21 protein-coding genes and 1 pseudogene are annotated in these 23,416 nt (G+C 71.0%); 12 read left to right on the top strand and 10 right to left on the bottom strand.

The genetic code is table 11. From position 1 onward, the window contains the following. Nucleotides 1–3: 3 nt before the first annotated feature. Nucleotides 4–864 (bottom strand): alpha/beta fold hydrolase, encoded by an 861-nt coding sequence (locus D1369_RS21975; protein WP_007382998.1) that lies wholly within the window; start codon nucleotides 862–864, stop codon nucleotides 4–6. Nucleotides 865–982: 118 nt separating this feature from the next. On the opposite strand from D1369_RS21975, the gene D1369_RS21970 reads away from it, so the two are divergent. The 10 genes from D1369_RS21970 to D1369_RS21925 all read left to right on the top strand — a co-directional run bounded on the left by D1369_RS21970 (nucleotide 983) and on the right by D1369_RS21925 (nucleotide 12,388). Beyond that, on the top strand, nucleotides 983–1,750 hold the full coding sequence (locus D1369_RS21970) for a response regulator transcription factor (protein WP_007382999.1): 768 nt from the start codon (nucleotides 983–985) through the stop codon (nucleotides 1,748–1,750). A 119-nt stretch (nucleotides 1,751–1,869) separates the two neighbouring features. Further along, a complete protein-coding gene (locus D1369_RS21965) occupies nucleotides 1,870–2,892 on the top strand; it encodes a LacI family DNA-binding transcriptional regulator (protein ID WP_007383000.1) in 1,023 nt (340 codons plus the stop codon). Between the two features lie 130 nt (nucleotides 2,893–3,022). After that, a complete protein-coding gene (locus D1369_RS21960; protein ID WP_007383001.1) occupies nucleotides 3,023–4,147 on the top strand; it encodes a trypsin-like peptidase domain-containing protein in 1,125 nt (374 codons plus the stop codon). A 27-nt stretch (nucleotides 4,148–4,174) separates the two neighbouring features. Further along, the gene (locus D1369_RS21955; protein ID WP_007383002.1) at nucleotides 4,175–4,357 is read left to right on the top strand and encodes a hypothetical protein; all 183 of its coding nucleotides are present in this window, start codon (nucleotides 4,175–4,177) and stop codon (nucleotides 4,355–4,357) included. Nucleotides 4,358–4,465: 108 nt separating this feature from the next. Further along, nucleotides 4,466–5,203, top strand: coding sequence for a response regulator transcription factor (locus tag D1369_RS21950; protein ID WP_007383003.1), 738 nt, complete (start codon nucleotides 4,466–4,468; stop codon nucleotides 5,201–5,203). Then, on the top strand, nucleotides 5,200–6,651 hold the full coding sequence (locus D1369_RS21945; protein ID WP_007383004.1) for a HAMP domain-containing sensor histidine kinase: 1,452 nt from the start codon (nucleotides 5,200–5,202) through the stop codon (nucleotides 6,649–6,651). The genes D1369_RS21950 and D1369_RS21945 overlap by 4 nt, the downstream gene beginning before the upstream one ends. 133 nt (nucleotides 6,652–6,784) lie before the next feature. Beyond that, a complete protein-coding gene (locus tag D1369_RS21940) occupies nucleotides 6,785–7,642 on the top strand; it encodes a hypothetical protein (protein WP_007383005.1) in 858 nt (285 codons plus the stop codon). A gap of 80 nt (nucleotides 7,643–7,722) precedes the next feature. Next, nucleotides 7,723–9,762 carry a pectinesterase family protein gene (locus D1369_RS21935; RefSeq protein WP_007383006.1) on the top strand — a complete coding sequence of 680 codons (2,040 nt, stop codon included), beginning with the start codon at nucleotides 7,723–7,725 and terminating at the stop codon, nucleotides 9,760–9,762. 80 nt (nucleotides 9,763–9,842) lie between these two features. Then, nucleotides 9,843–11,603, top strand: a complete 1,761-nt coding sequence (locus D1369_RS21930) for an immunity 49 family protein (RefSeq protein ID WP_037900634.1) — start codon at nucleotides 9,843–9,845, stop codon at nucleotides 11,601–11,603. Nucleotides 11,604–11,797: 194 nt separating this feature from the next. After that, entirely contained in the window at nucleotides 11,798–12,388 is a 591-nt protein-coding gene (locus D1369_RS21925; protein WP_342364920.1) for a Uma2 family endonuclease, read from the top strand. Between the two features lie 14 nt (nucleotides 12,389–12,402). On the opposite strand, the gene D1369_RS21920 is transcribed toward D1369_RS21925, so the two are convergent. The 5 genes and pseudogenes from D1369_RS21920 to D1369_RS21910 all read right to left on the bottom strand — a co-directional run bounded on the left by D1369_RS21920 (nucleotide 12,403) and on the right by D1369_RS21910 (nucleotide 17,980). Continuing rightward, a complete protein-coding gene (locus D1369_RS21920; protein WP_050789716.1) occupies nucleotides 12,403–14,187 on the bottom strand; it encodes an ABC transporter ATP-binding protein in 1,785 nt (594 codons plus the stop codon). 96 nt (nucleotides 14,188–14,283) lie between these two features. Then, nucleotides 14,284–14,424: a hypothetical protein gene (locus D1369_RS43045; protein ID WP_162951030.1), complete on the bottom strand. Its 141-nt coding sequence runs from the start codon at nucleotides 14,422–14,424 to the stop codon at nucleotides 14,284–14,286. Nucleotides 14,425–14,947: 523 nt separating this feature from the next. Further along, nucleotides 14,948–15,271, bottom strand: a complete 324-nt coding sequence (locus D1369_RS44785) for a hypothetical protein (RefSeq protein WP_342364950.1) — start codon at nucleotides 15,269–15,271, stop codon at nucleotides 14,948–14,950. A gap of 112 nt (nucleotides 15,272–15,383) precedes the next feature. Then, nucleotides 15,384–15,929 (bottom strand): annotated as a pseudogene (locus D1369_RS44780) (DUF2993 domain-containing protein); the annotation flags it as partial. Between the two features lie 236 nt (nucleotides 15,930–16,165). Next, on the bottom strand, nucleotides 16,166–17,980 hold the full coding sequence (locus D1369_RS21910; RefSeq protein WP_007383011.1) for a bifunctional metallophosphatase/5'-nucleotidase: 1,815 nt from the start codon (nucleotides 17,978–17,980) through the stop codon (nucleotides 16,166–16,168). 153 nt (nucleotides 17,981–18,133) lie between these two features. On the opposite strand from D1369_RS21910, the gene mshD reads away from it, so the two are divergent. Together mshD and D1369_RS21900 are read left to right on the top strand one after the other, a co-directional pair. Further along, on the top strand, nucleotides 18,134–19,060 hold the full coding sequence (gene mshD, locus D1369_RS21905) for a mycothiol synthase (RefSeq protein WP_007383012.1): 927 nt from the start codon (nucleotides 18,134–18,136) through the stop codon (nucleotides 19,058–19,060). Nucleotides 19,061–19,066: 6 nt separating this feature from the next. Beyond that, nucleotides 19,067–19,429: a hypothetical protein gene (locus tag D1369_RS21900; protein WP_118082580.1), complete on the top strand. Its 363-nt coding sequence runs from the start codon at nucleotides 19,067–19,069 to the stop codon at nucleotides 19,427–19,429. Between the two features lie 51 nt (nucleotides 19,430–19,480). Here D1369_RS21900 and D1369_RS43040 read toward each other — a convergent pair whose 3' ends face one another. The 4 genes from D1369_RS43040 to D1369_RS21880 are packed head-to-tail and all read right to left on the bottom strand — an operon-like array spanning nucleotide 19,481 to nucleotide 23,352. Further along, on the bottom strand, nucleotides 19,481–20,137 hold the full coding sequence (locus D1369_RS43040) for a hypothetical protein (protein ID WP_007383013.1): 657 nt from the start codon (nucleotides 20,135–20,137) through the stop codon (nucleotides 19,481–19,483). Beyond that, nucleotides 20,124–21,668, bottom strand: a complete 1,545-nt coding sequence (locus tag D1369_RS21890; protein ID WP_007383014.1) for a hypothetical protein — start codon at nucleotides 21,666–21,668, stop codon at nucleotides 20,124–20,126. Before D1369_RS21890 ends, D1369_RS43040 begins: the two co-directional genes overlap by 14 nt. Continuing rightward, nucleotides 21,665–22,528, bottom strand: coding sequence for an ABC transporter ATP-binding protein (locus tag D1369_RS21885; protein ID WP_007383015.1), 864 nt, complete (start codon nucleotides 22,526–22,528; stop codon nucleotides 21,665–21,667). Before D1369_RS21885 ends, D1369_RS21890 begins: the two co-directional genes overlap by 4 nt. Next, nucleotides 22,525–23,352 (bottom strand): hypothetical protein, encoded by an 828-nt coding sequence (locus tag D1369_RS21880; RefSeq protein ID WP_007383016.1) that lies wholly within the window; start codon nucleotides 23,350–23,352, stop codon nucleotides 22,525–22,527. Before D1369_RS21880 ends, D1369_RS21885 begins: the two co-directional genes overlap by 4 nt. Nucleotides 23,353–23,416: the final 64 nt, after the last annotated feature.

The raw sequence follows: 23,416 nt of genomic DNA, 5'->3' as shown, positions 1-23,416 counted from the left end.
AGGCTAGCCGCCCGCTGTGACAGCCCAGTCCCCGATACGGTCCAGCAGCTCGTCGCCGACCGCGTGCTCGGCGTGGCCCATGGGCTCGATCCACAGCTCCCCGTGGTCGCCGGCGGCCTCGGCGAGCATCCGCGGGTGGTCGAGGGGGAAGTAGCCGTCGCGGTCGCCGTGGACGATGAGCAAGGGGGTGGGGGCGATCCTCGGGACCGCCTCGACCGGGGAGAGGGGGACGGGGTCCCAGTCGCGGTGGTGGATGCGCGTACGGAATCCGTAGCGGCTGACCAGGCGGCCCGAGGGGCGGGTCACCAGCCAGTGGAGTCTGCGCATGGGGGCCGTGCCGCGGTAGTACCAGCGGGCCGGCGCGCTGACCGAGACCACCGCGTCCGGGTGCGCGTCCGTGCGGCCTTCCGCCCCCCGCCGGTACAGCGCCGCGTGCCGCAGCACCACCGAACCGCCCATGGAGAAGCCGACGGTCGCCACGCGCGCGTGGCCGAGTTCGCGGGCCCACGCCACCGCGGCCGCCAGATCCAGCACCTCGCGGTCGCCGACCGTCGAGCGCCCGCCGGAGGCTCCGTGACCGCGGAAGGAGAACGTGACCACGCCGCCGTACCGCGTGAGCGCCTCCACCACCCGGCGAACATGCGGGCGATCCACATCGCCGGTGAAACCGTGCGCGATCACGAACACCAGGTCACGCGTGGGTGACCGGGAGGCGTCGTATACGAAGGAGGGCGGATCGTATACGGAATCGATCGTCACGCCGTCGTCGATGTGCAGAAACGTCCGTATAGGTGCAGGTCTGCGCGTCTCAGAGTGCGGACTCGCGGTGGAACGCACCACACGACCTGCCGGATCAATGCTCATGTGGGCTATTCTCGTCGCAAGAGGACTCGGGCAATGCAGCCCCCGGGTCCTTTTGTGCTTTCGGATACCCCTGTATACGAAAGCCGTGACCTCGCGGGACCGAGGAGGAACCAGACATATGAGTTCTCTGCTGCTCCTGACCAATGCCCTCCAGCCGTCGACGGAGGTGCTTCCGGCCCTCGGCCTGCTTCTGCACAACGTGCGCGTGGCTCCGGCGGAAGGCCCCGCACTCGTCGACACCCCCGGCGCCGACGTCATCCTCATCGACGGACGCCGTGACCTGCCACAGGTCCGCAGCCTGTGCCAGTTGCTGCGCTCGACCGGGCCCGGCTGTCCGCTCATCCTCGTCGTGACCGAGGGCGGCCTGGCAGCCGTCACCGCCGACTGGGGCATCGACGACGTGCTCCTCGACACCGCCGGTCCGGCCGAGGTCGAGGCGCGACTGCGTCTCGCCATGGGCCGGCAGCAGATCGTCAGCGACGACTCCCCCATGGAGATCCGCAACGGCGACCTGTCGGTCGACGAGGCGACCTACTCCGCGAAGCTCAAGGGCCGGGTCCTCGACCTCACCTTCAAGGAGTTCGAGCTCCTGAAGTACCTCGCCCAGCACCCGGGCCGCGTCTTCACGCGCGCGCAGCTGCTCCAGGAGGTCTGGGGCTACGACTACTTCGGCGGCACCCGAACGGTCGACGTGCACGTACGACGGCTGCGCGCGAAGCTCGGCCCCGAGCACGAGTCGCTGATCGGGACCGTCCGGAACGTCGGTTATCGATTCGTTACGCCCGAGAAGGGCGAGCGGGTCACCGACGAGGCGAAGGCCAAGGCGGACCGGGCAAAGACGGAGGATGTGGACGAGAGCGTCACCCTCGAGGACGTAGAGGCGTAGCGGGCCCCGCGCATGGGCATGGCTTCGGTACCGATGTACTCCCGCATGCCGCTCGGCGGGAGTACAGGCACGTCCTTCACGCCCTGCCCAGAGCGGGTTTATCCGCGTAGACTCCGCGCGTGGCCAAGGTAACCAGGGATGACGTGGCGCGGTTGGCGGGAACGTCCACCGCCGTAGTCAGCTATGTCATCAACAACGGACCCCGGCCGGTCGCCCCGGCCACGCGCGAGCGTGTCCTCGCCGCGATCAAGGAGCTGGGGTACCGGCCCGACCGGGTCGCCCAGGCGATGGCGTCCCGGCGCACCGATCTCATAGGCCTGATCGTGCCGGACGCCCGCCAGCCGTTCTTCGCGGAGATGGCGCACGCGGTCGAACAGGCCGCGTCCGAGCGCGGCAAGATGGTGCTCGTCGGGAACTCCGACTACATCGGCGAACGCGAGGTCCACTACCTGCGGGCGTTCCTCGGCATGCGGGTCTCCGGGCTGATCCTGGTCTCGCACGCGCTGAACGACAACGCCGCCGCCGAGATCGACGCGTGGGACGCCCGGGTCGTGCTGCTGCACGAGCGGCCCGAGGCGATCGACGACGTCGCCGTCGTCCTCGACGACCTCTCCGGCGCCAAGACCGCCGTCGAGCACCTGCTGGGCCATGGCTACCCCTACGTCGCCTGTATGGGCGGTACGGCCGACACCCCCTCCGTCGGCGACCCGGTCTCCGATCACGTCGAGGGCTGGCGGCGAGCCATGGAGGAGGCCGGGCTCCCCACCGAGGGACGGCTCTTCGAAGCGCCGTACAACCGCTACGACGCGTACAAGGTGGCGCTCGAGATCCTCGCCGGGCCGCGGCGCCCGCCCGCCATCTTCTGCTCCACCGACGACCAGGCGATCGGCCTGCTGCGGGCCGCGCGCGAGCTGCGCATCGACGTGCCGGGGGAACTGGCGGTCATCGGGTTCGACGACATCAAGGAAGCCGCGCTCGCCGATCCGCCGATGACGACCATGGCCTCGGACCGGTCGGCGATGGCCCGGGCCGCGGTGGATCTGGTGCTCGACGACGGGCTGCGGGTCGCGGGATCCCGGCGGGAGCGGCTGAAGGTGTTCCCGTCGAAGCTGGTCGTGCGGCGCTCCTGCGGCTGCGAGTGAGTTCCTGAAGACCGTCTGAGAGCATCTGGCCGGAGGCCAGCGGCGGCTTTATATCGGGCATACGAGGTTCTGCCGGGCTTCTCAGCGAGCACTCAGGAAGCTCTCATGGTCGCGGGACAAGCTTTTTGTCATGACCGAGAGCTTCCGCCGCGACGGCGAGTACGAGCAGTACGAGAACCCCCACCAGGGCGCCCAGCAGCAGCACGCTTCGTCGCCCGTGAACCCCGAGTGGCCGCCCCCGCCGGCCCAGCCGCCCCTGGCACCCCCGCAGCCCGCCGCCTTCGCCTCCGGCGGCGCCGGCTCCTACGGCGGCGACGGCAACGGCGGCGGAACCGCTCTCCTCACCTCGCCCGCAGCCCCCGGAGCACCCGCCCCCGCTCCGAAGCGGCGCACCCGCGGCCCCCTCGCCCTCCTCGCCGCCGTCGCGATCGTCGCCGCGGCGATAGGAGGCGGCACCGCCTACGGCATCCAGGAGCTGACCGGCAACGACACGGTCGCCTCCAGCAGCACCAGCACCAACGTGGTGCCGTCCTCCGCCAAGGGCACGGTCGCCGGGGTCGCCAAGGCGGTCAGCCCGAGCATCGTCGAGATCAACGCCGCCTCGAACGCCGGGGAGTCCACCGGCTCCGGCGTGATCATCACCAGTGACGGCGAGATCATCACCAACAACCACGTCGTCTCCGGCGCCTCCACCATCAAGGTGAGCACCAGCGACGGCAAGTCCTACACGGCGAAGGTCGTCGGCACCGACAGCAAGAAGGACCTCGCACTCATCAAGCTGGAGAACGCCTCCGGCCTGGCCAGGGCCACCCTCGGCAACTCCGACGGCGTCCAGGTCGGCGACCAGGTCGTGGCGATCGGCTCCCCCGAGGGCCTGACCGGCACCGTGACCAGCGGCATCGTCTCCGCCCTCAACCGGGACGTGACCGTCGCGACCGACGAGGGCCAGAGCCAGGGCCAGGGCGGCGGCAACGACCAGTGGCCGTTCGAGTTCGGCGGCCGGCAGTTCAACGGCGACACCGGCTCCTCGACGACGACGTACAAGGCGATCCAGACGGACGCGTCCTTGAACCCGGGCAACTCCGGCGGCGCGCTGATCGACATGAACGGCAACATCATCGGCATCAACTCGGCGATGTACTCGGCCACTTCGGACTCGTCCACGGCCGGAAGCGCGGGTCTCGGTTTCTCCATCCCGATCAACACCGTCAAGTCCGACCTGGCCACGCTGCGGGCCGGCGGCGCCGACAACTGACCTCCTGACCCTCGCGAGGAGTACGTCATGATCAAGCAGGTTTCGCACACGGTGGCCGGGACCGACCCGGCCGGGATCGCCCTGGCCCTCGATGTGGCGTACGCATTGCACGCCCCGGTCCCCCGGGCGCCCGAGGTGGCGTCCCCGGCGGTGGCCCGCCGCGGGGTGAGCGCCGCCCGCAGCCGCCGTCGCAGCGCCGCACGCGGCTGAGTCCGCCAGAGCACGTCCTTCAGCGCCAGCAGGGAACCGTGCGAGGCTGAAAGCGTTGACCACCCTCAGTCCCGTGTCCTTCCCACCGCACCCGAGGAATCCCCAGCCATGAGCCCCGCCGAAGGCGACCGTGACCCCCAGCGCATCCTGATCGTCGACGACGAGCCGGCGGTGCGCGAAGCACTCCAGCGCAGCCTCGCCTTCGAGGGCTACGACACCGAGGTCGCCGTGGACGGCGCCGACGCCCTCGACAAGGCGACGGCGTACCGGCCCGACCTGGTCGTCCTCGACATCCAGATGCCCCGCATGGACGGGCTCACGGCCGCCCGGCGCATCCGCGGCGCGGGCGACACGACCCCGATCCTGATGCTGACGGCCCGCGACACGGTCGGCGACCGGGTCACCGGGCTCGACGCGGGCGCCGACGACTACCTGGTCAAGCCGTTCGAGCTGGACGAGCTGTTCGCCCGGGTCCGTGCGCTGCTGCGGCGCAGCTCCTACGCGGCGGCGGCCGGGGCGGCGGCCGCCGACGACGACGAGGCGCTCACCTTCGCCGACCTGCGGATGGACCTCGCGACGCGTGAGGTCACCCGGGCGGGGCGGCCGGTGGAGCTGACCCGGACGGAGTTCACCCTGCTGGAGATGTTCATGGCCCACCCGCGGCAGGTGCTGACGCGTGAGCAGATCCTGAAGGCGGTGTGGGGCTTCGACTTCGAGCCCTCCTCCAACTCCCTGGACGTCTACGTCATGTACCTGCGCCGCAAGACCGAGGCGGGCGGTGAGCCGCGGCTCGTGCACACGGTGCGGGGCGTGGGGTACGTGCTGCGGCAGGGTGGCGCGGAGTGAGGAGGCTCGTACGGCGGTACCGCTCCCTGCCGATCCGGTCGCGGCTGGCGCTGCTGGTGGCGGCGGCGGTGGCGTTCGCGGTGGCGGCGGTTTCGGTGACGTGCTGGTTCATCGTGCAGGGGAAGTTGTACGACCAGGTCGACGACGACCTCACCAAGGCTTCGATGAGAATGCCGGGCCAGCTCCAGGACGCCCTCAACAACTGCACCGAGACCCCGTACGGCAGCGGGGTCTTCCGCAACTACTCCCAGCTGGTCCAAGAGAACGGGACCGTCTGCATCCTCCAGGACTCCGTGGCAGCGGTGAAGGTGACCCAGGCCGACAAGGACGAGATCAAGCACGGGGACACCCGCAAGATCTACTATCGGAACGGGAGCACCGGCGACGGAACCGATGTCCGCATCCTGACCCGGCCGCTGGGCCCTACCCGCACATCCACCGGCGAAGCCGGACCCAACGTGGGCCTCGTCGTGGCCGTCTCCCTCAAGAGCACCCAGGACACCCTCAACGACCTCGCCCTCATCCTCCTCCTCGTCTCCGGTATCGGAGTCCTCGGTGCAGGCGCCGCAGGTCTCTTCGTCGCCCGCGCGGGCCTGCGCCCCGTCGACAAGCTCACCGAGGCCGTCGAGCACGTGGCCAGGACCGAGGACCTCGGCATCCGCATCCCCGTCGAGGACGACGCCGAGGACGAGGTCGCCCGGCTGTCCCGGTCCTTCAACTCGATGACGAGCTCCCTCGCCAGCTCCCGCGAGCTCCAGCAGCAGCTCATCGCCGACGCCGGGCACGAGCTGCGCACCCCCCTCACCTCCCTGCGCACCAACATCGAACTCCTCACCCGCAGCGAGGAGACCGGCCGCCCCCTCCCCGAGGCCGACCGCAAGGCACTGCTCGCCTCGGTGAAGGCGCAGATGACCGAACTGGCCGCCCTGATAGGCGACTTGCAGGAGCTGTCCCGCTCGGAGGGCCAGCGCGGGGAACGGGTGCAGGTGGTGTCCCTGGAGGACACCGTCGAGGCGGCCCTGCGCCGGGCACGGCTGCGCGGACCCGAGCTGACCATCAACGCCTCACTGGAGCCCTGGTACACCCGCGCGGAACCGGCCGCTCTGGAGCGCGCGGTGGTCAACGTCCTGGACAACGCGGTGAAGTTCAGCCCCGAGGGCGGGATCATCGACGTCCAGCTCACCCAGGGCGTCCTGACCGTCCGGGACCACGGCCCCGGCATCCCCGCCGAGGAACTCCCGTACGTCTTCGACCGCTTCTGGCGCTCCCCCAGCGCCCGCGCGCTGCCCGGTTCCGGCCTCGGTCTGTCCATCGTGGCCCGTACGGTCCAGCAGTCCGGCGGCGAGGTCACCCTCGACCGCGCCGAGGGCGGCGGCACCATCGCGACCGTACGACTGCCGGGGGCGCCGACTCCGCCACCGGAGGCTCCCGCCGCCGCCGTTCAGTGAACGCCAAGCTGTCGATGTCCTGTCAACCTTCACGCGTTCTCGACCCTACTCACGGGTTCTCTGCCAGCTTCCTGAGTCGTCGAACAGGTGCCCCACGCATCTGTCCTCAGCACTCAGGAGTGAAGAACCCCCCATGCGTTTGTTTCGTACATCGACTCTGAAGAAGAGCGCCCTCGCCGCCGCGTCCGCGGCCCTCGCCGTCACCGGCCTGCTGGCCGGGGCCGGGGCCGCGCAGGCCGCCGGTCCCGGCGGGGCCCAGAACATCCGGGGCGTGGACCCGGGGAACACCGACGTCATGCTGGACCGGCTGTGCGGCCAGGAGTCCAGCCTGACCGGCGTCTACGGCGCGCTCAACGTCGACACCGGCGAGTTCAAGACGCAGGACGAGTACCTGCGGGACGTCGTCGGGCTGTGGGTGCCCGCCGGGCCGTGGGAGCTGTTCCGCGGCTGGTGCGGGTACGCGCAGGCCTCGACCTGGTCCGTGAAGGGCGAGCCCGTCCGCACCTCCGAGTGGACCGGCAACCACGGCACGACCGAGGACAAGGTGACCTTCGTCAGCGGGTACAGCACCAAGACCTTCGCCAAGAAGAGCGTCGGCGCCAGCATCAGCCTCTCGCTGGCCAAGAGCATCTTCTCCGGCACCCTGGGCGGCAGCGCCGGCTACGAGTGGGGCTGGGAGAAGACCTCGTCCTTCGAGCGGCGCAGCGAGAAGTCGATACCGCCGTGCACCCAGGTGGCGACCACCTGGACGCCGTACCAGCGGGTGGTCCGCGTGAACCCGGTGTTCTACGTCGAGGACTACCAGTGGAACAAGGGCGACGGGGACGTCACCGCGCACACCTGGCGTGGCCGGGACGCGAGCTGGAAGACGATCTACTCGTACGGCTACTACATCGACGGCATCTCCGACAAGCTCCTGCCGAGCGGTCAGCCCGACGGCCGTGAGGACAAGTGGCAGGAGAGCCTCGACCCGAAGTCCTGCGCCAAGTAGGCGAATTCAGGCGGCAACCTTCCGTGCGGGGGCGGCGACTGCTCTGCGGTCCCTACCCCCGCACGGAACGGATTCCCCCCATGGCCCAGCATCGCCGACCCCGAACCACCGCTCTCGCCCTCGGTGTTCCGCTCGTTCTGGCGGCCGCCGGAGGGCTCGCCCACGGCTTCCTGCCCGGCTCCCAGCCCGCGGCCTCCGCCGCCACCACCGCCGCCCCCTCCTGGGCCACCGCCACCGCGGACGGCTTCGCCTCCGTCAACGCGCTCGGCCAGAACGGGACTTATGGCGGCCGGGACGGCCGGCTCGTCACCGTGAAGACGCTCGCCGACCTGGAGAAGTACGCGACGGCGAGCGAGCCGTACGTCATCGTCGTCGCCGCGACGATCACCATGGACCCGGTCGGGAAGGAGATCAAGGTCCAGAGCGACAAGACCATCATCGGGTCCGGGACCTTCGGGCAGATCGTCGGCGGCGGCTTCTTCCTGGGGGCCGGCGTGCACAACGTCATCATCCGGAACCTGACCATCCGGGACGCCTACCAAGGCGTCTGGAACGACAAGGAACACGACTTCGACGCCATCCAGATGGACGGCGCCCACCATGTGTGGATCGACCACAACGACCTGCGGCACATGGCCGACGGACTCATCGACGTCCGCAAGGACAGCACCTACGTAACGGTCTCCTGGAACAAACTCAGCCAGGACAACAAGGCGTTCGGCATCGGCTGGACGGACAACGTCGTCACCGACATCACCATCCACCACAACTGGGTGCGGGAGACCGAGCAGCGCAACCCGTCCACCGACAACGCGGCCCACGCGCACCTCTACAACAACTTCCTGGAGGACGTGGCCGGGACGGACATCAACTCCTCCTACGGCAACTACTCGCGCGGCGCGACCAGGATGGTCCTGGAGAACTCCTGGTTCCAGGGCTTCAAGAACCCCGTCATCAAGGACAGCACCGCGAGCATCGTGCAGAAGGGCAACACCTTCGTGGCCACGAGCGGCAGGAACGAGAGCGGGGGGACCGCCTTCGATCCGAAGACGTACTACGCCTACACGCTCGACAGGACGGCCGACGTGCCCGCGCTGCTCAAGTCCGGTGCCGGGCCGCGCGGTTCCCTCGGTACGACGACGACCGCCACCACCAAGGCGGCCGCCACGACGCTCACCGTCGCCAAGGACGGCAGCGGCCAGTACTCGACCGTGCAGGCCGCGGTGAACGCCGTTCCGGCGGGCAACTCCTCGCGGGTGGTGATCTCCGTGAAGCCGGGGACGTACCGCGAACTGGTCAAGGTGCCGTCCAACAAGCCGCACGTGACCATCCAGGGCACGGGTTCCAGCCGCGGTGACACGGTGATCGTCTACAACAACGCGTCCGGCACGCCCAAGCCCGACGGCTCGGGCACGTACGGCACCGGCGGCAGCGCCACCGTCGCCGTGGAGGCCGACGACTTCCAGGCCCGCAACCTGACGGTCTCCAACGACTTCGACGAGGCCGCCCACCAGGACATCGCGGGCCAGGCCGTCGCTCTGCGCACCGCCGCCGACAAGGTGTTCCTCGACGGGGTCATCGTCAGCGGCGACCAGGACACCCTCCTCGTGGACACCGCGGCCAAGGAGAAGCTGGGCCGCGTCTACATGAAGAACTCCTACGTCGTCGGCAACGTGGACTTCATCTTCGGCCGGGCCACCGCCGTGATCGACAAGTCCGTCATCACGCTGAAGAAGCGCTGGAACGGCACCTCGGCCGGCTACGTCACCGCGCCCAGCACCGCCGCCAACCGCAAGGGCATCCTCATCGCCAACTCGACGGTCAACGGGGACGTCTCCTCCGCGAGCTTCTACCTGGGCCGCCCCTGGCACGCCGGCGGCGACGCGACCCTCGACCCGCAGACCACCGTCCGCAACACGTCGTTGAGCGCCGCGATCAAGTCCGCGCCGTGGACCGACATGAGCGGCTTCTCCTGGAAGGACGACCGGTTCGCGGAGTACAAGAACACCGGCGCGGGCTCGGGTGCGGCCTCCTCCGAGCGGCCGCAGCTGACCGACGCCCAGGCCGCCGGGCAGGAGATCGCGGACTGGCTGGGCGACTGGACGCCGAGCGCGGCCTGATCTGCCCGGCTCCTCTGTCAGTGCCTCGATCTAGGCTGGATTTCCGGATCGAGCAGGACTGACGGGGGAGCGGAACAGTGATGCGTATCGAGAGGCATCGGGTCGGCGAGGCGGCCGTTTCGGCGGTGCGGAAGGACTTCGCGAACAGGATCGGTTCGCAGGTCCACTCCATGTCCAAGGCCGGCCCGGTGACGGCGTGGGAGTGGTGGCTGATCGCCCAGGAGTTCGTCGAGTACCTCGGCGCGCTCTCGGTGGAGACCCCCGACCTCCACTCCCCCGAGGCGAAGGCGGTCCTGGAGGACGCCGCCGAGGCGGCCGCCGGCGCGGTGGCGTACGCGGCGTACTTCCCGCGCGACCACTTCGAGGTCTTCCTCACCTATCCCGACTGGGGCCTGGTGTACGACCGCGAGCCCGGCGGCACCCCGGAGCCGGTCACGGCCGCCAAGTGGCTGGACGCCTTCTGCCTGGCGATCCTCGTCGAGAAGACCCAATGGCACGGCGAGGCCTTCCACTTCGCGCGCGAGGCGCCCCAGCAGGGCCGCTCCGGACGCCCCGACGCCGAACTGATCAACGGCTTCATGGCGTACGTCATCGGCGACACCGGCGACGACGACGCCGACTACCCGCCCTCCCGCGAACAGAAGCTCACCGCGCTCGACGCGGCGCTCGACCGGGTCCGGGCGCTGGAGAAGGAGACCGGTGAGCGGCTCGCCGACCAGCCGTACGGCATCGGGCTGAAGGCGCTGCGCGCGCTGACCGCGGGCGACCGGGAGGGGTTCGGCGAGGCGGTCGTCCGCCTGCTGAAGCCGCTGACCGGCACCCCTGGACCGGGAGCCCGTCCGGGCACTCTCCTGCCCCTCCTGCCGATCGCCCTGACGGCTCTGGCGTACCGCGACGAGGGCTGGCCGCCGGCCGTCGACAGCGACTACCTGCCGGACGCGCTGGTCACCGGGTTCAAGGCCACCCCGCCGCGGGTGGGGCCCTACGGCCAGGACCGCCGCCCGGACGCGGTGGCCGAACTCGCCGCGGGAGTGGTCGAGTTCGGGCGGGCCCTGGAGCCGCGCCCCCTGGACCCGGACAGCGAGGAGCAGTTCGAGCGGTACACCCGCGACGCCGTCACCCCGGTGCCGGGCAAGTCGCTCACCACCTTCGAGCTGGCCTACGCCGTCACCTATCAGGAGCTCCTCTTCCGCACCCGGGCCTCGCACGCGCCCGACGCGAGCGACGCCCAGTCGGCGAACCTGCGGCTGGCCGCGGAGCTGGGGGCCGCGCTGTTCCGTACGACGCTGGCGGAGCCCGGCACCGAGGTGCCGGTGACCATCGACGGCAGGACGCTCACGTACCCCGCCTGCCGGGACGAGGACGCCGGGCCGGAGGCCTGGCACCGGGCGGTGCACCTCGCGCTGATCACGGGCCGGCGGGAGCATCTGGCGCCGCTGGTCCTGGCGGGGCCGGAGCGGGTCGGCCCGGACCGCTCCGTGTCCGCCTCCTACCGGCGGGCCCTGCACGCCTATCTGCGCGGCGAGGACCCCGGGCCCGCCACTGACCAGGCCCTGCGGGACGCCGGGAAGGCCCGCGACCAGGGGTTGCCGCCGCCGCCCGCGGTGCTCTTCTCCCAGTTCGTCGAGGGCGACGAGGAGAGCTTCAACCTGGCTCTCCTGGACGCGCTCACGGCCCACCGCGACTACTACGCGGTGGCCGACCGCCCCTCCGACCCCGACGCCGCCCTCAGCCTCGACATCCTGGCCCTCGGCTGCCACGCGCGCCGGCGGGGCTGGGAGATCAGGGTGAGCTCCCCGTATCTGCCGAAGCGGATCGTGGGGGCGGCGGAGCCGTTCTGAGGGGGTGCCGGGTGAATCTGCCTCGAACGGGTGAACTGGGGTTGTTTCCGCTGGTCAGCCATACAGCCCTGCCTACGGTGATCGCGTTGCTTGTGCCCCGAGCACACCCAGCCCACACTTGAGGAGGAGGTGCCCCCTTGACCACTCTCGCGCGTGAGAGGCCTGAGACCATGTCCGAAGCTCCGGCTGAATCCTTGAACGGACCCGACCTGGACGACGTCCTGTGGCAGGCATGGAAGGCCATGGAACTCCCCGACGGTTACCGCGCTGAGATCATCGAGGGAGCCATCGAGGTGTCACCGACCGGTCGTTTCACCCATGCCCAGATCGTCAACCGCCTCCGGGACGCCCTTGCGATCTTCCTGAAGGACAGCGAGCACGGCGCCTGGAACGACACCAACCTGATCCACTCGCGCAAGGCGTGGATTCCGGACGGCTTCGTGGCTCCTCGAGACTCCGAACTGATCGAGGACGAGGAGGGTCTCGGCATCAAGGCCTCCGCAGTAGCAGTGGTCGTCGAAGTCGTCTCCCCCTGCAAGCGCAACCAGGACCGTGACCGCCTCAAGAAGCGCCGCGAGTACGCCCGCGCCGGCATCCCCGTGTACGTCCTCGTCGACGACTACGACGGTCAGGGCGCCGTCACCCTCTTCACCGGCCCCCGCCCCGAGAAGGCCGACTGGGAGGACATTCACCGTGTCCCCTACGGCACCGACGTCACGATCGCCGAAGGCCCCGCCAAGGGCTTTGTGATCGGTGAGGCGATCACGGGGCCCAAGCGGGGCTGACGGGCGGAGTCGGTTCAGCGGCGCAGGGTCATCGTGTCGTCGGGCAGCTTCCGCAGGATCATCGTGTCCTCCGGGAGCGGGCCCAGCAGACGGGTGTAGGCGCCCCGGCGGGCCACCAGTTCCGCGTGGGTGCCCGCTTCCACCAGTCGTCCGCCGTCCACCACCAGGATCCGGTCCGCGTCCGGGGCCAGGCTCAGATCGTGGGTGATCATGATGGTCGTACGGCCGGACACCAGGCGGCGCAGGGGCTGTACGACCTGGCGCGCTGCGACCGAGTCGAGGCCGGCGGTGGGTTCGTCGAGGATGAGGACGGGTGCGGCCCGGAGCATCGCGCGGGCGATGGTGATCCGCTTGAGCTGGCCGCCGGACAGGGTGGCCGTGCCGGGGGCGATCTCGGTGTCGTAGCCCTCGGGGAGCGAGGAGATGAAGTCGTGGGCCGCGGCCGCGCGGGCCGCCTGCTCGATCTCCTCGTCACTCGCGCCCGGCCGGCCCGTCCCGATGTTCTCGCGGATCGTTCCGTTGAGGATCAGCGTCTCCTGCGGAAGCAGGGCGATCTGCTCGCGCAGGAACTCCAGGCCCAGCTGTGTGAGCGGGACACCGTCCAGGGTGATCACGCCCGCGGAGGGGTCGTAGAAGCGGGTGAGGAGCTTGGACAGGGTGGACTTGCCGGCGCCGCTCGGGCCCGTGATGATCACCAGCCCGCCCGGGGCGGCCGTGAAGGAGACGTCGGTGAGGGAGTCCCTGGGGGCGTCGGGATAGCGGAAGTGCACGCCGTGGAAGCCGACCCAGCCGTGGACCGGCCAGGCGGGGACGGGTTCGGCCGGGTCGCCGACCGACGGTTTCGCGTCCAGGATCTCGTTCAGGCGCTGGGCGCCGGCGGTGGCGGCCGTGAGGGTCAGCCCCAGCTGGCCGAGGTTGCGGACCGGCGGGTACAGGTAGCCGATGAAGGCGGCGAAGGCGAGCAGTTGACCGAGGGTCATGCGGTCGGCGGAGATCTCCCAGACGCCCAGGCCGATCACGGCGAGCACGCAGAGCGTCTCCACGACCTCGACGAACTGCTCGTACATTTCGCTCAGCCGGGCCCCGCGCACCGACGCCTTCATCCAGGCGCGGGCCTCACGGTCGAGGCGCTTCTCCTCGTCGCGGCGGCGGTTGTACGCCTGGGTCAGCACGACGTTGCCGAGCGACTCCTGCACGACGGAGGTGATCGCGCCGTCCGCGACCCGCTCGTCCTGCGAGGCCTGCTTGATCCGGCCGGAGAAGCGGCGGGCGGCGACCAGGAACAGGGGCGCGAGGACGAAGGTGGCGAGGGCCAGGTCCCAGCGCAGGTACAGGGCGGCGGCGGAGTAGAAGACGGCGGAGAAGGTGGCGGCGACCGTGCCGACGACGCCCGAGACGACCATCTGCTCGATGGCCTCGACGTCACCGGTGAGGCGTTCGACCAGGTCGCCCTGGCGGTGCTTCTGGAAGAAGTGCGGGGGCAGGTCCTGGATGTGCCGGAAGACCTTCGCGCGCAGCCGCAGCACGAATCTCTCCGCGGTCCAGGTCGCGAGCGAGTTGCCGAAGTAGCCGACGAGCGCGCCGAGCACGGCCACGGCGAGCCAGGCGCCGGCCGGGCCCCAGAACGCCGAGAGGGAACCGGCCTTCAGGGCGGTGTCGGTGAGTTCGGCGAACAGCAGGATCGCGGCGGTCTCGGCGAGCGCGGACACCACCACGCACGCGGTGATCGCCGCAAGCCACTTGCGGTCGCCGCGGGTCAGCGGCCAGAAACGGTGGAAGGCCTCGCGGACTTCCCTCATCGTCGGCACCTCCTCATGTGCTCGGTGGGCAGGGCCGAGGCGGGGCCCCGGCGCGAGATGCACTCGCTGACCGGTGGCCCCGCCTCGCGGCGTGCCTCAGGCCTTGTGGCCGACCGGACGCCTGGCCGGGGGCTTCTTCGGCGCCTTGCCCTTGGGAGCACCCTTCGGGGCACCCTTCGGCTTCGGACCCAGCGGCTTGCCGTTCTTCCTGACGGGGGCGATCTTGTGGAAGCTCATGTCTGAACCCTTCAATGTCCTGGTTCTGCAACAGTTCCTCTACCGATCTGCTGCAATTACTTATGAATGAATTTGATTTACTTCAGTGAATTCTGTGTCAGCCCTTGTGGGCGATCGGGCGACGCTTCGGCGCGTGCTTCTTCGCGGGCTTCTTCTTCGGGGCCGGAGCGGGCTTGGGGGCCTTCTTGACGGGGACGATCTTGTGGAAGCTCATGGTCATATCCTTCTGTCAGTGGGGTTTTAGGGGGGGGGACTTACTTGTGGCCGACCGGGCGGCGCTTCGGCGTGTGCTTCTTCGGCTGGGCCTTCTTGGGGGCCGGAGCGGGCTTGCGGGTCTTCTTCACCGGGGCGACCTTGTGGAAGATCATCTTGCTCTCCTTTGCGTTTGCGTCGTTCGCTTTCGACATGGAAAACATTACGGCATTCCTGCCGCCGAAAAAGCCTTTTGGCCTTAGATCTCAATAAGACTGGATGTGCATCGTCTGAGAATTGAAAGGCTGACACAGAATTTAAGGGCGGACATCTACGGACCGACCGCCAGTCGGGAGCCCTCGACACGCACCCGGATGCCGTCCTGCACCGCGCGCACGTCCCGCAGGCGCAGTGCGCCGCTCGGCGGCTCGGACAGCCGGAACCCGGGGGAGAAGCGGTCGGAGAGGACCGGGCGGGTCAGGTGCGAGAGGGCGTCGAGCGGCGCCGGGTCCAGGCCCAGGCGGTCCAGGAGTCCGGGGTGGGCCAGGGCGACGTCGAGGAGGTTCAGGCGCATGGCCTGCCGTACGAACTCCGGGCGGCCGGTCAGACGGGACAGCGCGGTGTCGGAGCGCTGCGCCCTCGCGCACGGTGACATCGGGCACGCCCAGCGCCCACGCCACGGACGGGACCGCCAGCACGGCCCGGGCCCTGCGTGTCTGTCGGGCCAGGGCCGCGGCGGCCCCGGGCGTCAGGTGGAGGCCCTCCGAGGCGCGGCTGCCCGGCCGGTAGGTCGCCAGGTCCCCGATCTCCAGGCGCATCCCGCCGATCTGCGTGTCGACGCCCCGCTCCCCGTCGGGCGCCACGCGCACCTCGGCCCGCAGCCGCAGCTCGTGCCCGGCGACCGGGAGCGTGCCGCACACCGCCACCCGGTCACGGCCGCCTCCCCTGAACGTCACCTGGGACGCGCCGAGTTCACGGTTCATGTCGGCGAAGGAGAGCAGGACGTCGCCGTCGAGCCGGGTAACTCGCGCCCCGCGCACGGAGGTCGGCCCGTCGCCGAGGAGCCGTATGTCATGGGCGGTGGCCGACACCGCGGCCCGCGTGACCCGGTCGGCGGCCACGTCCGGGACAGTCACCTTCACCGAGTCCAGTCGCCCGCGCACGAGTTGGGGCAGGAAGCGGGAGCCGTCGATCTCCACCTCGGGCGCCGCGGTCAGTCGCAGCCGGTCCTTGAGGCTGTCCGCGGCCCTGTGCTCGGCGTACAGGACGGCCCGGCGGTCGGCGAGCGTGAGGAAGGCTGTCGGCACCAGCATCGAGGCGACCGTCTTCAGCGCGAACGGCAGGCCTGTGAAACGGCCCCGCCGACGCCTCCGCCAGGTGCGGCGGTGGGTGGTCGGCGGGGCCGGAGGTGTTTCGTACGGTTCGTACGGAACGCCATACGGGGCGGGGATGCGTGGGTACGTGGTGGGAGGAACGCCTCGATCCGTCCGATCACGCGAACGCCCCCCACCCGCAATCCGCTCCGGGCCCGTGCGACTCAGCTCACGATCTACTGAACGACCGTGATCCGGTTCGCGGCCGGCGGCGCGATCGGGCTGCCCGCCGACGAGTTGGCCGTCAGGTAGTCCACGAGCGCGGCGAGGTCGTCGCCGCCCACGAGGTCGTTCGTGCCCTGGCCCAGCGTGGTGAAGCCGTCGCCGCCGCCCGCGAGGAAGCTGTTGGTCGCGACGCGGTAGGTGGCCGCCGGGTCGACGGCCGTGCCGTTCAGCTTCACGGAGCCGAGGACGATCCGCTCCGCGCCGGACTTCGTCAGGTCCAGCGTGTAGGTGAGGTTCGCCGACGGCTGCAGGATCTTCGGCGAGGCCGCGTTCGACCCGCTCACCTGCTCCTGGAGCACCTTGATCAGCTGGGCCCCGGTGAAGTCCTGGAGGTTCACGGTGTTGGAGAACGGCTGCACGGTGAAGCCCTCGGCGTACGTCACCACCCCGTCCCCTTCGGTCCCCTTGGCCGCGTAGGTCAGGCCGGCCCGGACCCCGCCCGGGTTCATCAGCGCGAGGTCGGTCCCGGGATCGAGCTTCCTGCCGTACGCGAGCTGCGCGTCGGCGATCAGGTCGCCCATCGGGGACTCGGTGCCGGTGCTCGGGACGTCGGCGGAGATGTAGCCGATCGCGCGGTTGCCGATGGGCGCCGCGAGGGTGTTCCACCTGCTGATCAACTGGGTCATGTCGGGCGCCTTGGCGACGGTCCGGGTGACCACGTGGTTCGCCGACTTCACGGCCGTACGGGCGATGTCGCCGGTGAAGCGGTCGTACGTCAGCGTGGTGTCCGTGTAGAGACGGCCGAAGGACGCGGCCGAGGTGACCATGCGGGGCTTGCCCGACGGGTCGGGGATCGTGCAGACGTACGCCGCGTGGGTGTGGCCGGTGACCAGCGCGTCCACGGACGGCGAGATGTTCTTGGCGATGTCGACGATCGGGCCGGAGATGCCGTCACCGGCGCCCGGGGAGTCGCAGTTGTAGTTGTACGAGCCCGAGGCGGGCTGGCCGCCCTCGTGGATGAGGGCCACGATCGACTTCACGCCCTGCTTCTGGAGCACGCGGGCGTACTTGTTGATCGTCTCGACCTCGTCCTTGAACTTCAGGCCCTTGACGCCCTCCGCGGAGACGACACCCGGGGTGTCCTCCAGGGTGACGCCGATGAAGCCGACCTTGACGCCCTTCTTCTTCCACACCCAGTAGGGCTTGAGGATCGGCCTGCCGGTCTTCTCGTCCAGGACGTTGGCCGCCAGGTACGGGAAGTCGGCACCCTCGAACTCCTTGTCCGTGTAACAGCCGGCCGTCGGGTGGCAGCCGCCGTTCTGCAGCCGGGCCAGTTCCTTCGCGCCCTCGTCGAACTCGTGGTTGCCGACGCTCGTCACATCGAGGTCGAGCTTGTTCAGCGCCTCGATGGTGGGCTCGTCGTGGAAGAGTCCCGAGATCAGCGGCGAGGCACCGACCATGTCACCGCCCGCCGCGGTGATGGAGTACGGGTTCCCCTTGCGCGCCTCGCGCAGATGGGTCGCGAGGTACTCGACACCCCCCGCGTCGATCGTCTTCGTCGTCCCGTCCGCCTGGAGCTCGGTGACCCGGCCGGAGGAGCCCGACGGCGGCTCCAGGTTGCCGTGCAGGTCGTTGAAGGACAGCAGCTGGACGTCCTGGTAGCGGCTCGGCAGCGGCTTGCCGTGCTTGCTGTCGTGCGCGCCCGCGGGCAGCGCGGCGGCGAGGGCACCGACGGTGGCGAGACCGGCGGCCGCGGCGACCAGACGGTACGTACGACGTCGGCGGCGCACCGTGTCCGACCGGTGCGGCTGGGATGTGGCTGGCATGCGCCCCCCTGGGCTTGTACTGGCTGGTGAGGAAGTGGCCCCGTTCCGGCGCAGCCTAGGGTCAACGCGCGTAGCGCGACAGGGGTTTCGTGGTTACATCCTGGTTGCTTCTTTGCCGCCGCTTTGCCCGTACCTCCCCTTACCCTCGTAGCCATGACCAGCGACGACATCGCACGCCCCGGCATCTCCCGCTCCATCGAGACCCTTTCGGCGCTCTCGCCGGACCAGACCGAGGCGGTTCTCGGGCTCCTCGCCGAGGCCGCGCACCAAGACGGGCAGCAAGCGGTGTCCGAGCAGGGCCGGCTGCAGCTGCGGGGCGGGGCCCGCGAGGGCGTGTCCCACCTGCTCCTGCACGTCGGCGACGAACTGGCCGGCTACGCCCAGCTGGAGGACACCGACCCGGTGGAGGCGCCGGCCGCGGAGCTGGTCGTCCACCCCTCGCACCGCGGCCACGGCCACGGCCGCGCCCTGGGCTCGGCGCTGCTCGCCGCCTCCGGCAAGCGGCTGCGGGTGTGGGCTCACGGCGGCCACAGCGCCGCCCGCCATCTCGCCCAGGTCCTGGGCCTGACCCTCTTCCGTGAGCTACGGCAGATGCGGCGCCCTCTGACCGGGCTTGAGCTGCCCGACCCGGTGCTCCCGGCGGACGTCACGGTCCGCGCCTTCGTGCCCGGCGAGGACGACACCGCCTGGCTCGCGGTGAACGCGGCCGCGTTCGCCCACCACCCCGAGCAGGGCTCCCTGACCCAGCGCGACCTCGACGACCGCAAGGCCCAGTCCTGGTTCGACCCCGAGGGGTTCTTCCTGGCCTTCCGGGACGGCGAACTGGTCGGCTTCCACTGGACCAAGGTGCACGCGGCGGAGCAGCTCGGCGAGGTGTACGTCCTCGGCGTCCGCCCCGGCACCCAGGGCGGCGGCCTCGGCAAGGCGCTCACGACGATCGGCCTGCGCCACCTCGCCGCGCAGGGCCTGCCGACCGCGATGCTCTACGTCGACGCCGACAACAAGGCGGCCGTCTCGGTCTACGAACGGCTCGGCTTCACCACGTACGAGACGGACCTGATGTACCGCACGGAGACGTGAGGACCGATGGAACTGAGCGAGCTCGTCGCCCTGGTCCTCGCCGACCTGTCGGCCGGGGCCCCTGCGGCTCCGGAGGTGTCGTACGCCCCCCTCGACGGGGGCCAGGTGGAGGTGCTGCTCCGGGACGACGACGGCATGGGCGTCGGCTTCGGGGTCGACCCGGCCCGCTCCGAGGCCGAGGTGCTGTGCACACTCGCCGACCGGATCCCCGACGCCTACGTCGAGTTGTACGCCGTCGGCCTGCCGGTCGTACCCGGCACCCCACGCCCCGCCCGGGCCGCGGTGGTGGACGGCACCGCGGTCTGGACGGACCCGTCGGGCGGGGCGTGGTCCTGCCCGGTGGGCGGGTACGGCGACACCGGGCCGTGAACTGACGGTCAGGCGGCTGGGTGCGGTCCGACACCGCCGCCGCCCTTGCCGTCAGGACGCCGGGCGTGGTCTGAGGCCGCGTACCGGTTCCGCCGTGCAGGCCGCTCCCAGGAGCACCGCGGCCGCCAGCAGCACGGCCCATCGCACATGTGCCGCCTGCCAGTTCGGGTCTCCCACCGGGACGAACAGGTCCCAGCGGGTGGGGAGCAGGAGAGGGGCGAGGAGGCCGAGGGTCAGGAAGCCGGCCGCCACCGAGGGTCCGGGTTCGGGTTCGTCGGTGAAGCGGACCGCCACCGCCGCCGCGGCCACCGCGAGGACGGCCGTCGCCGCGGCCTCCAGGGTGACCGCGCCGACCGGGGGGCGGGCCGGTGCGGGGACGAGGGCCAGCGCCGCCGTCCACCACAGCGCGGCGACCGGCGCGACCAGCGCGACCCGCAGCCCGCTGCGGACCCAACGCCGGGTGGGGACCGGGGTGGTGAGCCGGCGCGCCGGGTCGTCCAGGAGGAAGGCCAGGCCCAGGGCGAAGACGAGGGCGGCGGCCCGGAGAAGGGAGAGGCCGAGCCACGCGTCGGGCGTGACGGACAGCAGCCGTGGCAGCCCCACGATCAGCAGTCCTACGACCGCCCCGGCACCGACCGCCCGCCACGGCACCGTACGTGCCACGGCCGCCACCAGCGCCCCGCGGGCACCCCCGTCACTCCTGCGCACAGTCCTTCGCCCCCTTCGGCACCTCGGCCCCCAGCACCCGCGCCACCTGGGCCGTCGAGACCCCCGGCGCCGTCAGCTCGGCCCAGTGCTGCTTCACGGAGGCCGTCGCCTCATCGCGCGGGCGTTGCAGCAACTCCCGTACGACATCGGTCTGTCCGGCCGTCATGGACAGCCCGCTGGTCGGGGCGAGTACGTACGCGGACCCGGTGACGGTGTCGCCGAGGCGGACGTTCGCGAGGTCGGCCATCGGGTGCGAGTCCCCGCCCAGGGCCAGCCACATCGCGGTGACCACCCGGCCGTCGCACAGCTCGCTGCCCTTCGACTCGTCACCGGCGACCAGCACATAGGCGACGGCGACCGCGAACTCGGGGACCCGGTTGCCGCCCCAGCGGGAACCGACGGTCACCTGGTTCGGCGCGGTGAGCGGTTCGATCGCCGAGTCCCCGTCCAGCCCGTAACGGGCATCGATCCGCTGCCGTACGAGCAGGGGCTGCCCGGCGGCCGTACCGCCGGCCAGGGACCGGACGCGGTCCACGACCCCCGCCCAGTCGCCCGCCCGGCCGGCCCACTCGGGGAAGGCGCAGTACGTCGAGCCCCCGCGCCGCACACACGACTGGTCCCGCTGCGGGGACACCGAGGCCCGCTCGCGCGCGGCCGTCAACTCCGGTGACACACCCCCGGACTGGCCCACCGCGCCGGTCAGGGTCAGCGCCAGCGCGCCCGCGGCCCCGGCCCTCAGGTACAGCGCGCGACCACCGCTCGCCAGCACCGCGCCGAGCGCCACGAGCAGGATCAGACCCGTCAGATACAGCGCGTGCCAGGCCGCCGGGCGGCCGACGAGGTCCGAGGGGAGCACCGTGTTGTTGCTGGTTTCCTCCACGATCGGCGACAGCCACCGCGACCACTCCGCGTCTTCGGTGCCCGCGGAGACGAACACGCTGAGGACGAAGAGTCCGACCACGCCGACCGGCGCCGCGAACGTGGACGGGACCAGCCGGGCGAGCAGCACCCCGAGCGAGCCGCACAGCAGCACGTACAGGGGGCCGACGGCCAGTTCGGCGAGCGAGCCGTGGCCCACCGCGCCGGGCCTGAGGGCCTGCCGGGTGAACTCGCCGAGCACCACCAGCGCGGTGACGGCGGCGAAGGGCAGCACCGACAGCACATGGGCGACCGTCCGCCGCCACGGCTCCATGACCAGCACGTCGAACTGCCGGTCGGTACCGCGCCTGCGGGAGCGCAGCGTGCAGCGGTTGACGCACACGAACAGGGCGACCCCCAGCAGCAGGGGCCCGCTCTGGGTGTGCCGGTCGGCGTTCTGGAGGGCCGGGAAGGCGTCCATGCCCTCCTTCGAGTCGAACAGCGTCCAGGCGGTGTAGCCGACGTACAGCACGAGAGTCGCCAGCACCGGGATGTACTGCAGCAGGTCGCGTGCCTCGAAGCGGGCGAGGGCGAATACGGCGGCCCAGGGGTGTCGCGGATCGTCCGCGGGTACGGCGGCGGACTCGGCCACCGTCTTCGTCGCCAGGCTCATGCGGTCGCCGCCTTCGCGTCCACGTCGTCCAGGGTGAGCAGGTAGCCGTCCTCCAGGGTGGGTTCGAGGAGTTCGGCACCGGCGGGCGGGTCGCCGACGTTGCGGAAGGAGCCGGTGCCGGTGCGCCAGCCCGCCTTGGCGCCCGGGGCGCGTTCCGTGCTGCTCCACACCCGGTCGGCCGCGCGGGCGGTCAGTCCGGCGGGGGTGCCCTCGAAGAGGATGCGGCCGCGGGCCATGACGAGGACGCGGTGGCAGAGCATCGCCACGTCCTCGGTCTGGTGGGTGGACAGGAGCACGGTCCGCCCCTCCCCCGCCTGCGCGATCAACTCCCGGAACCGCATGCGCTGTTCGGGGTCGAGGCCGACGGTCGGCTCGTCGAGGACCAGGAAGCCGGGGTCGCCGACGAGAGCGGCGGCCAGCGCGACCCGCTGCCGCATCCCGCCGGACAGCTTCTTGATGCGCCTGGCGCGTACGTCCCCGAGGTCGACCTCCTCCAGCACCCGCCGCACCTCGCGGTGGCGGGCGGTGCGGTCGGTGAGCTCCTTGAGGATCGCCACGTAGTCCACGAACTCGAAGGCGCTGAAGTCCGGGTGGAAACCCGGGCTCTGCGGCAGATAGCCGAGCGTGCGCCGGACCTCCTGCCGTCCACGTGAGCTGCCCGGGTCATGACCGAGGACGGTGAAGGAGCCCCGGTCGGCGGGCACGGCGGTGGCGAGCACCCGCAACAGGGTGGTCTTTCCTGCCCCGTTGGGCCCGAGCAGCCCGGTCACGCCCGGCGTGAGCCGCAGCGACACGTCGTCGAGGGCGCGGGTGCCGCCGTAGCGGAGATGAAGCCCGGAGGCGGAGACGGTGGCGGTCATTCGGCACTCCCGCTGAACAGATCGAACCGGTCACGAAGAAGAAAGAGCAGCCCCGCACCGAGCGCGGCGACCGCCCCGGCCACGCCCTGCCCTGCCGCCGTGAACGGCGCGAGCGCGTCGGTGTTCGTCTGCTGTGCGGCCTGCGCGGCCAGCAGTACGGCGATCCAGGCGCCGCCGACCAGGGACGGTGCGAGGACCGGGCCGAGCCTCGGGGTGAGGGCGAGGCCGGTCGCGGTGAGAGCGAGCGCGGGCAGCAGCCAGGCCAGGGCGCGCAGGCCGTAGCCGGGCAGGGCCAGGGTGGCGAGCCCGTTCAGGCCGAGGCCCGCGACCAGCACGGCGAGCGTGCGGATCATCAGCAGCCGGAAGCCGTGGGTGGGTGCGACGACCGACATCTCGTAGGTCGGGTCGAGCGCCGGACCGTAGGACAGCGCCACGCCGACCAGCGGCAGCAGCGGGGCGAGGGCGAGGAACAGGGTCGGCGACTCGGTCGTGTGCACCGCACCGACGGTCGCCAGCAGCAGGAACACCACGGCCGCCAGCCACGAGCGCCTGAGCACCGGCGTGGCCGCGAGCAGCCGCGCGGTGTGGTCGGCGATCCCGGCCCGGATCAGCAACGACTCGAACCACCCCGTCCGGGGCGCGTCCAGCTCGGCGTCCAGCCGCTCCCACCCGACGTCCAGCACCACCGGGTCGGTGACACCGGTCAGCAGCCCCCGGCACGCGGCGCAGGCGGCGAGATGGGTGTCGGCGGACCAGAGCAGGGGGGCGGCCAACTCGCCCCGGGCATAAGCCCGCAGATCCTCTTCGGCCACATGCCAGGTCATGCCGCCACCTCCTTCACTCGTACGTGCAACGGGCCCTGCGGGCGGCTCGGCGGTCGATCCTGAG

It is taken from the genome of Streptomyces sp. CC0208 (genome assembly GCF_003443735.1).
Lineage (GTDB): Bacteria > Actinomycetota > Actinomycetes > Streptomycetales > Streptomycetaceae > Streptomyces > Streptomyces sviceus.
Note: the sequence above shows the minus strand (reverse complement) of the source record. Positions and strands in the feature narration are given on the sequence as shown.

Coding starts and splice junctions, on each gene's coding strand:
- D1369_RS21975 (WP_007382998.1), bottom strand. CDS start 864: ATGAGCATTGATCCGGCAGGTCGTGTGGTGCGTTCCACCGCGAGTCCG.
- D1369_RS21970 (WP_007382999.1), top strand. CDS start 983: ATGAGTTCTCTGCTGCTCCTGACCAATGCCCTCCAGCCGTCGACGGAG.
- D1369_RS21960 (WP_007383001.1), top strand. CDS start 3,023: ATGACCGAGAGCTTCCGCCGCGACGGCGAGTACGAGCAGTACGAGAAC.
- D1369_RS21955 (WP_007383002.1), top strand. CDS start 4,175: ATGATCAAGCAGGTTTCGCACACGGTGGCCGGGACCGACCCGGCCGGG.
- D1369_RS21950 (WP_007383003.1), top strand. CDS start 4,466: ATGAGCCCCGCCGAAGGCGACCGTGACCCCCAGCGCATCCTGATCGTC.
- D1369_RS21940 (WP_007383005.1), top strand. CDS start 6,785: ATGCGTTTGTTTCGTACATCGACTCTGAAGAAGAGCGCCCTCGCCGCC.
- D1369_RS21935 (WP_007383006.1), top strand. CDS start 7,723: ATGGCCCAGCATCGCCGACCCCGAACCACCGCTCTCGCCCTCGGTGTT.
- D1369_RS21930 (WP_037900634.1), top strand. CDS start 9,843: ATGCGTATCGAGAGGCATCGGGTCGGCGAGGCGGCCGTTTCGGCGGTG.
- D1369_RS21920 (WP_050789716.1), bottom strand. CDS start 14,187: ATGAGGGAAGTCCGCGAGGCCTTCCACCGTTTCTGGCCGCTGACCCGC.
- D1369_RS43045 (WP_162951030.1), bottom strand. CDS start 14,424: ATGAGCTTCCACAAGATCGCCCCCGTCAGGAAGAACGGCAAGCCGCTG.
- D1369_RS44785 (WP_342364950.1), bottom strand. CDS start 15,271: ATGTCACCGTGCGCGAGGGCGCAGCGCTCCGACACCGCGCTGTCCCGT.
- D1369_RS21910 (WP_007383011.1), bottom strand. CDS start 17,980: ATGCCAGCCACATCCCAGCCGCACCGGTCGGACACGGTGCGCCGCCGA.
- mshD (WP_007383012.1), top strand. CDS start 18,134: ATGACCAGCGACGACATCGCACGCCCCGGCATCTCCCGCTCCATCGAG.
- D1369_RS21900 (WP_118082580.1), top strand. CDS start 19,067: ATGGAACTGAGCGAGCTCGTCGCCCTGGTCCTCGCCGACCTGTCGGCC.
- D1369_RS21890 (WP_007383014.1), bottom strand. CDS start 21,668: ATGAGCCTGGCGACGAAGACGGTGGCCGAGTCCGCCGCCGTACCCGCG.
- D1369_RS21885 (WP_007383015.1), bottom strand. CDS start 22,528: ATGACCGCCACCGTCTCCGCCTCCGGGCTTCATCTCCGCTACGGCGGC.
- D1369_RS21880 (WP_007383016.1), bottom strand. CDS start 23,352: ATGACCTGGCATGTGGCCGAAGAGGATCTGCGGGCTTATGCCCGGGGC.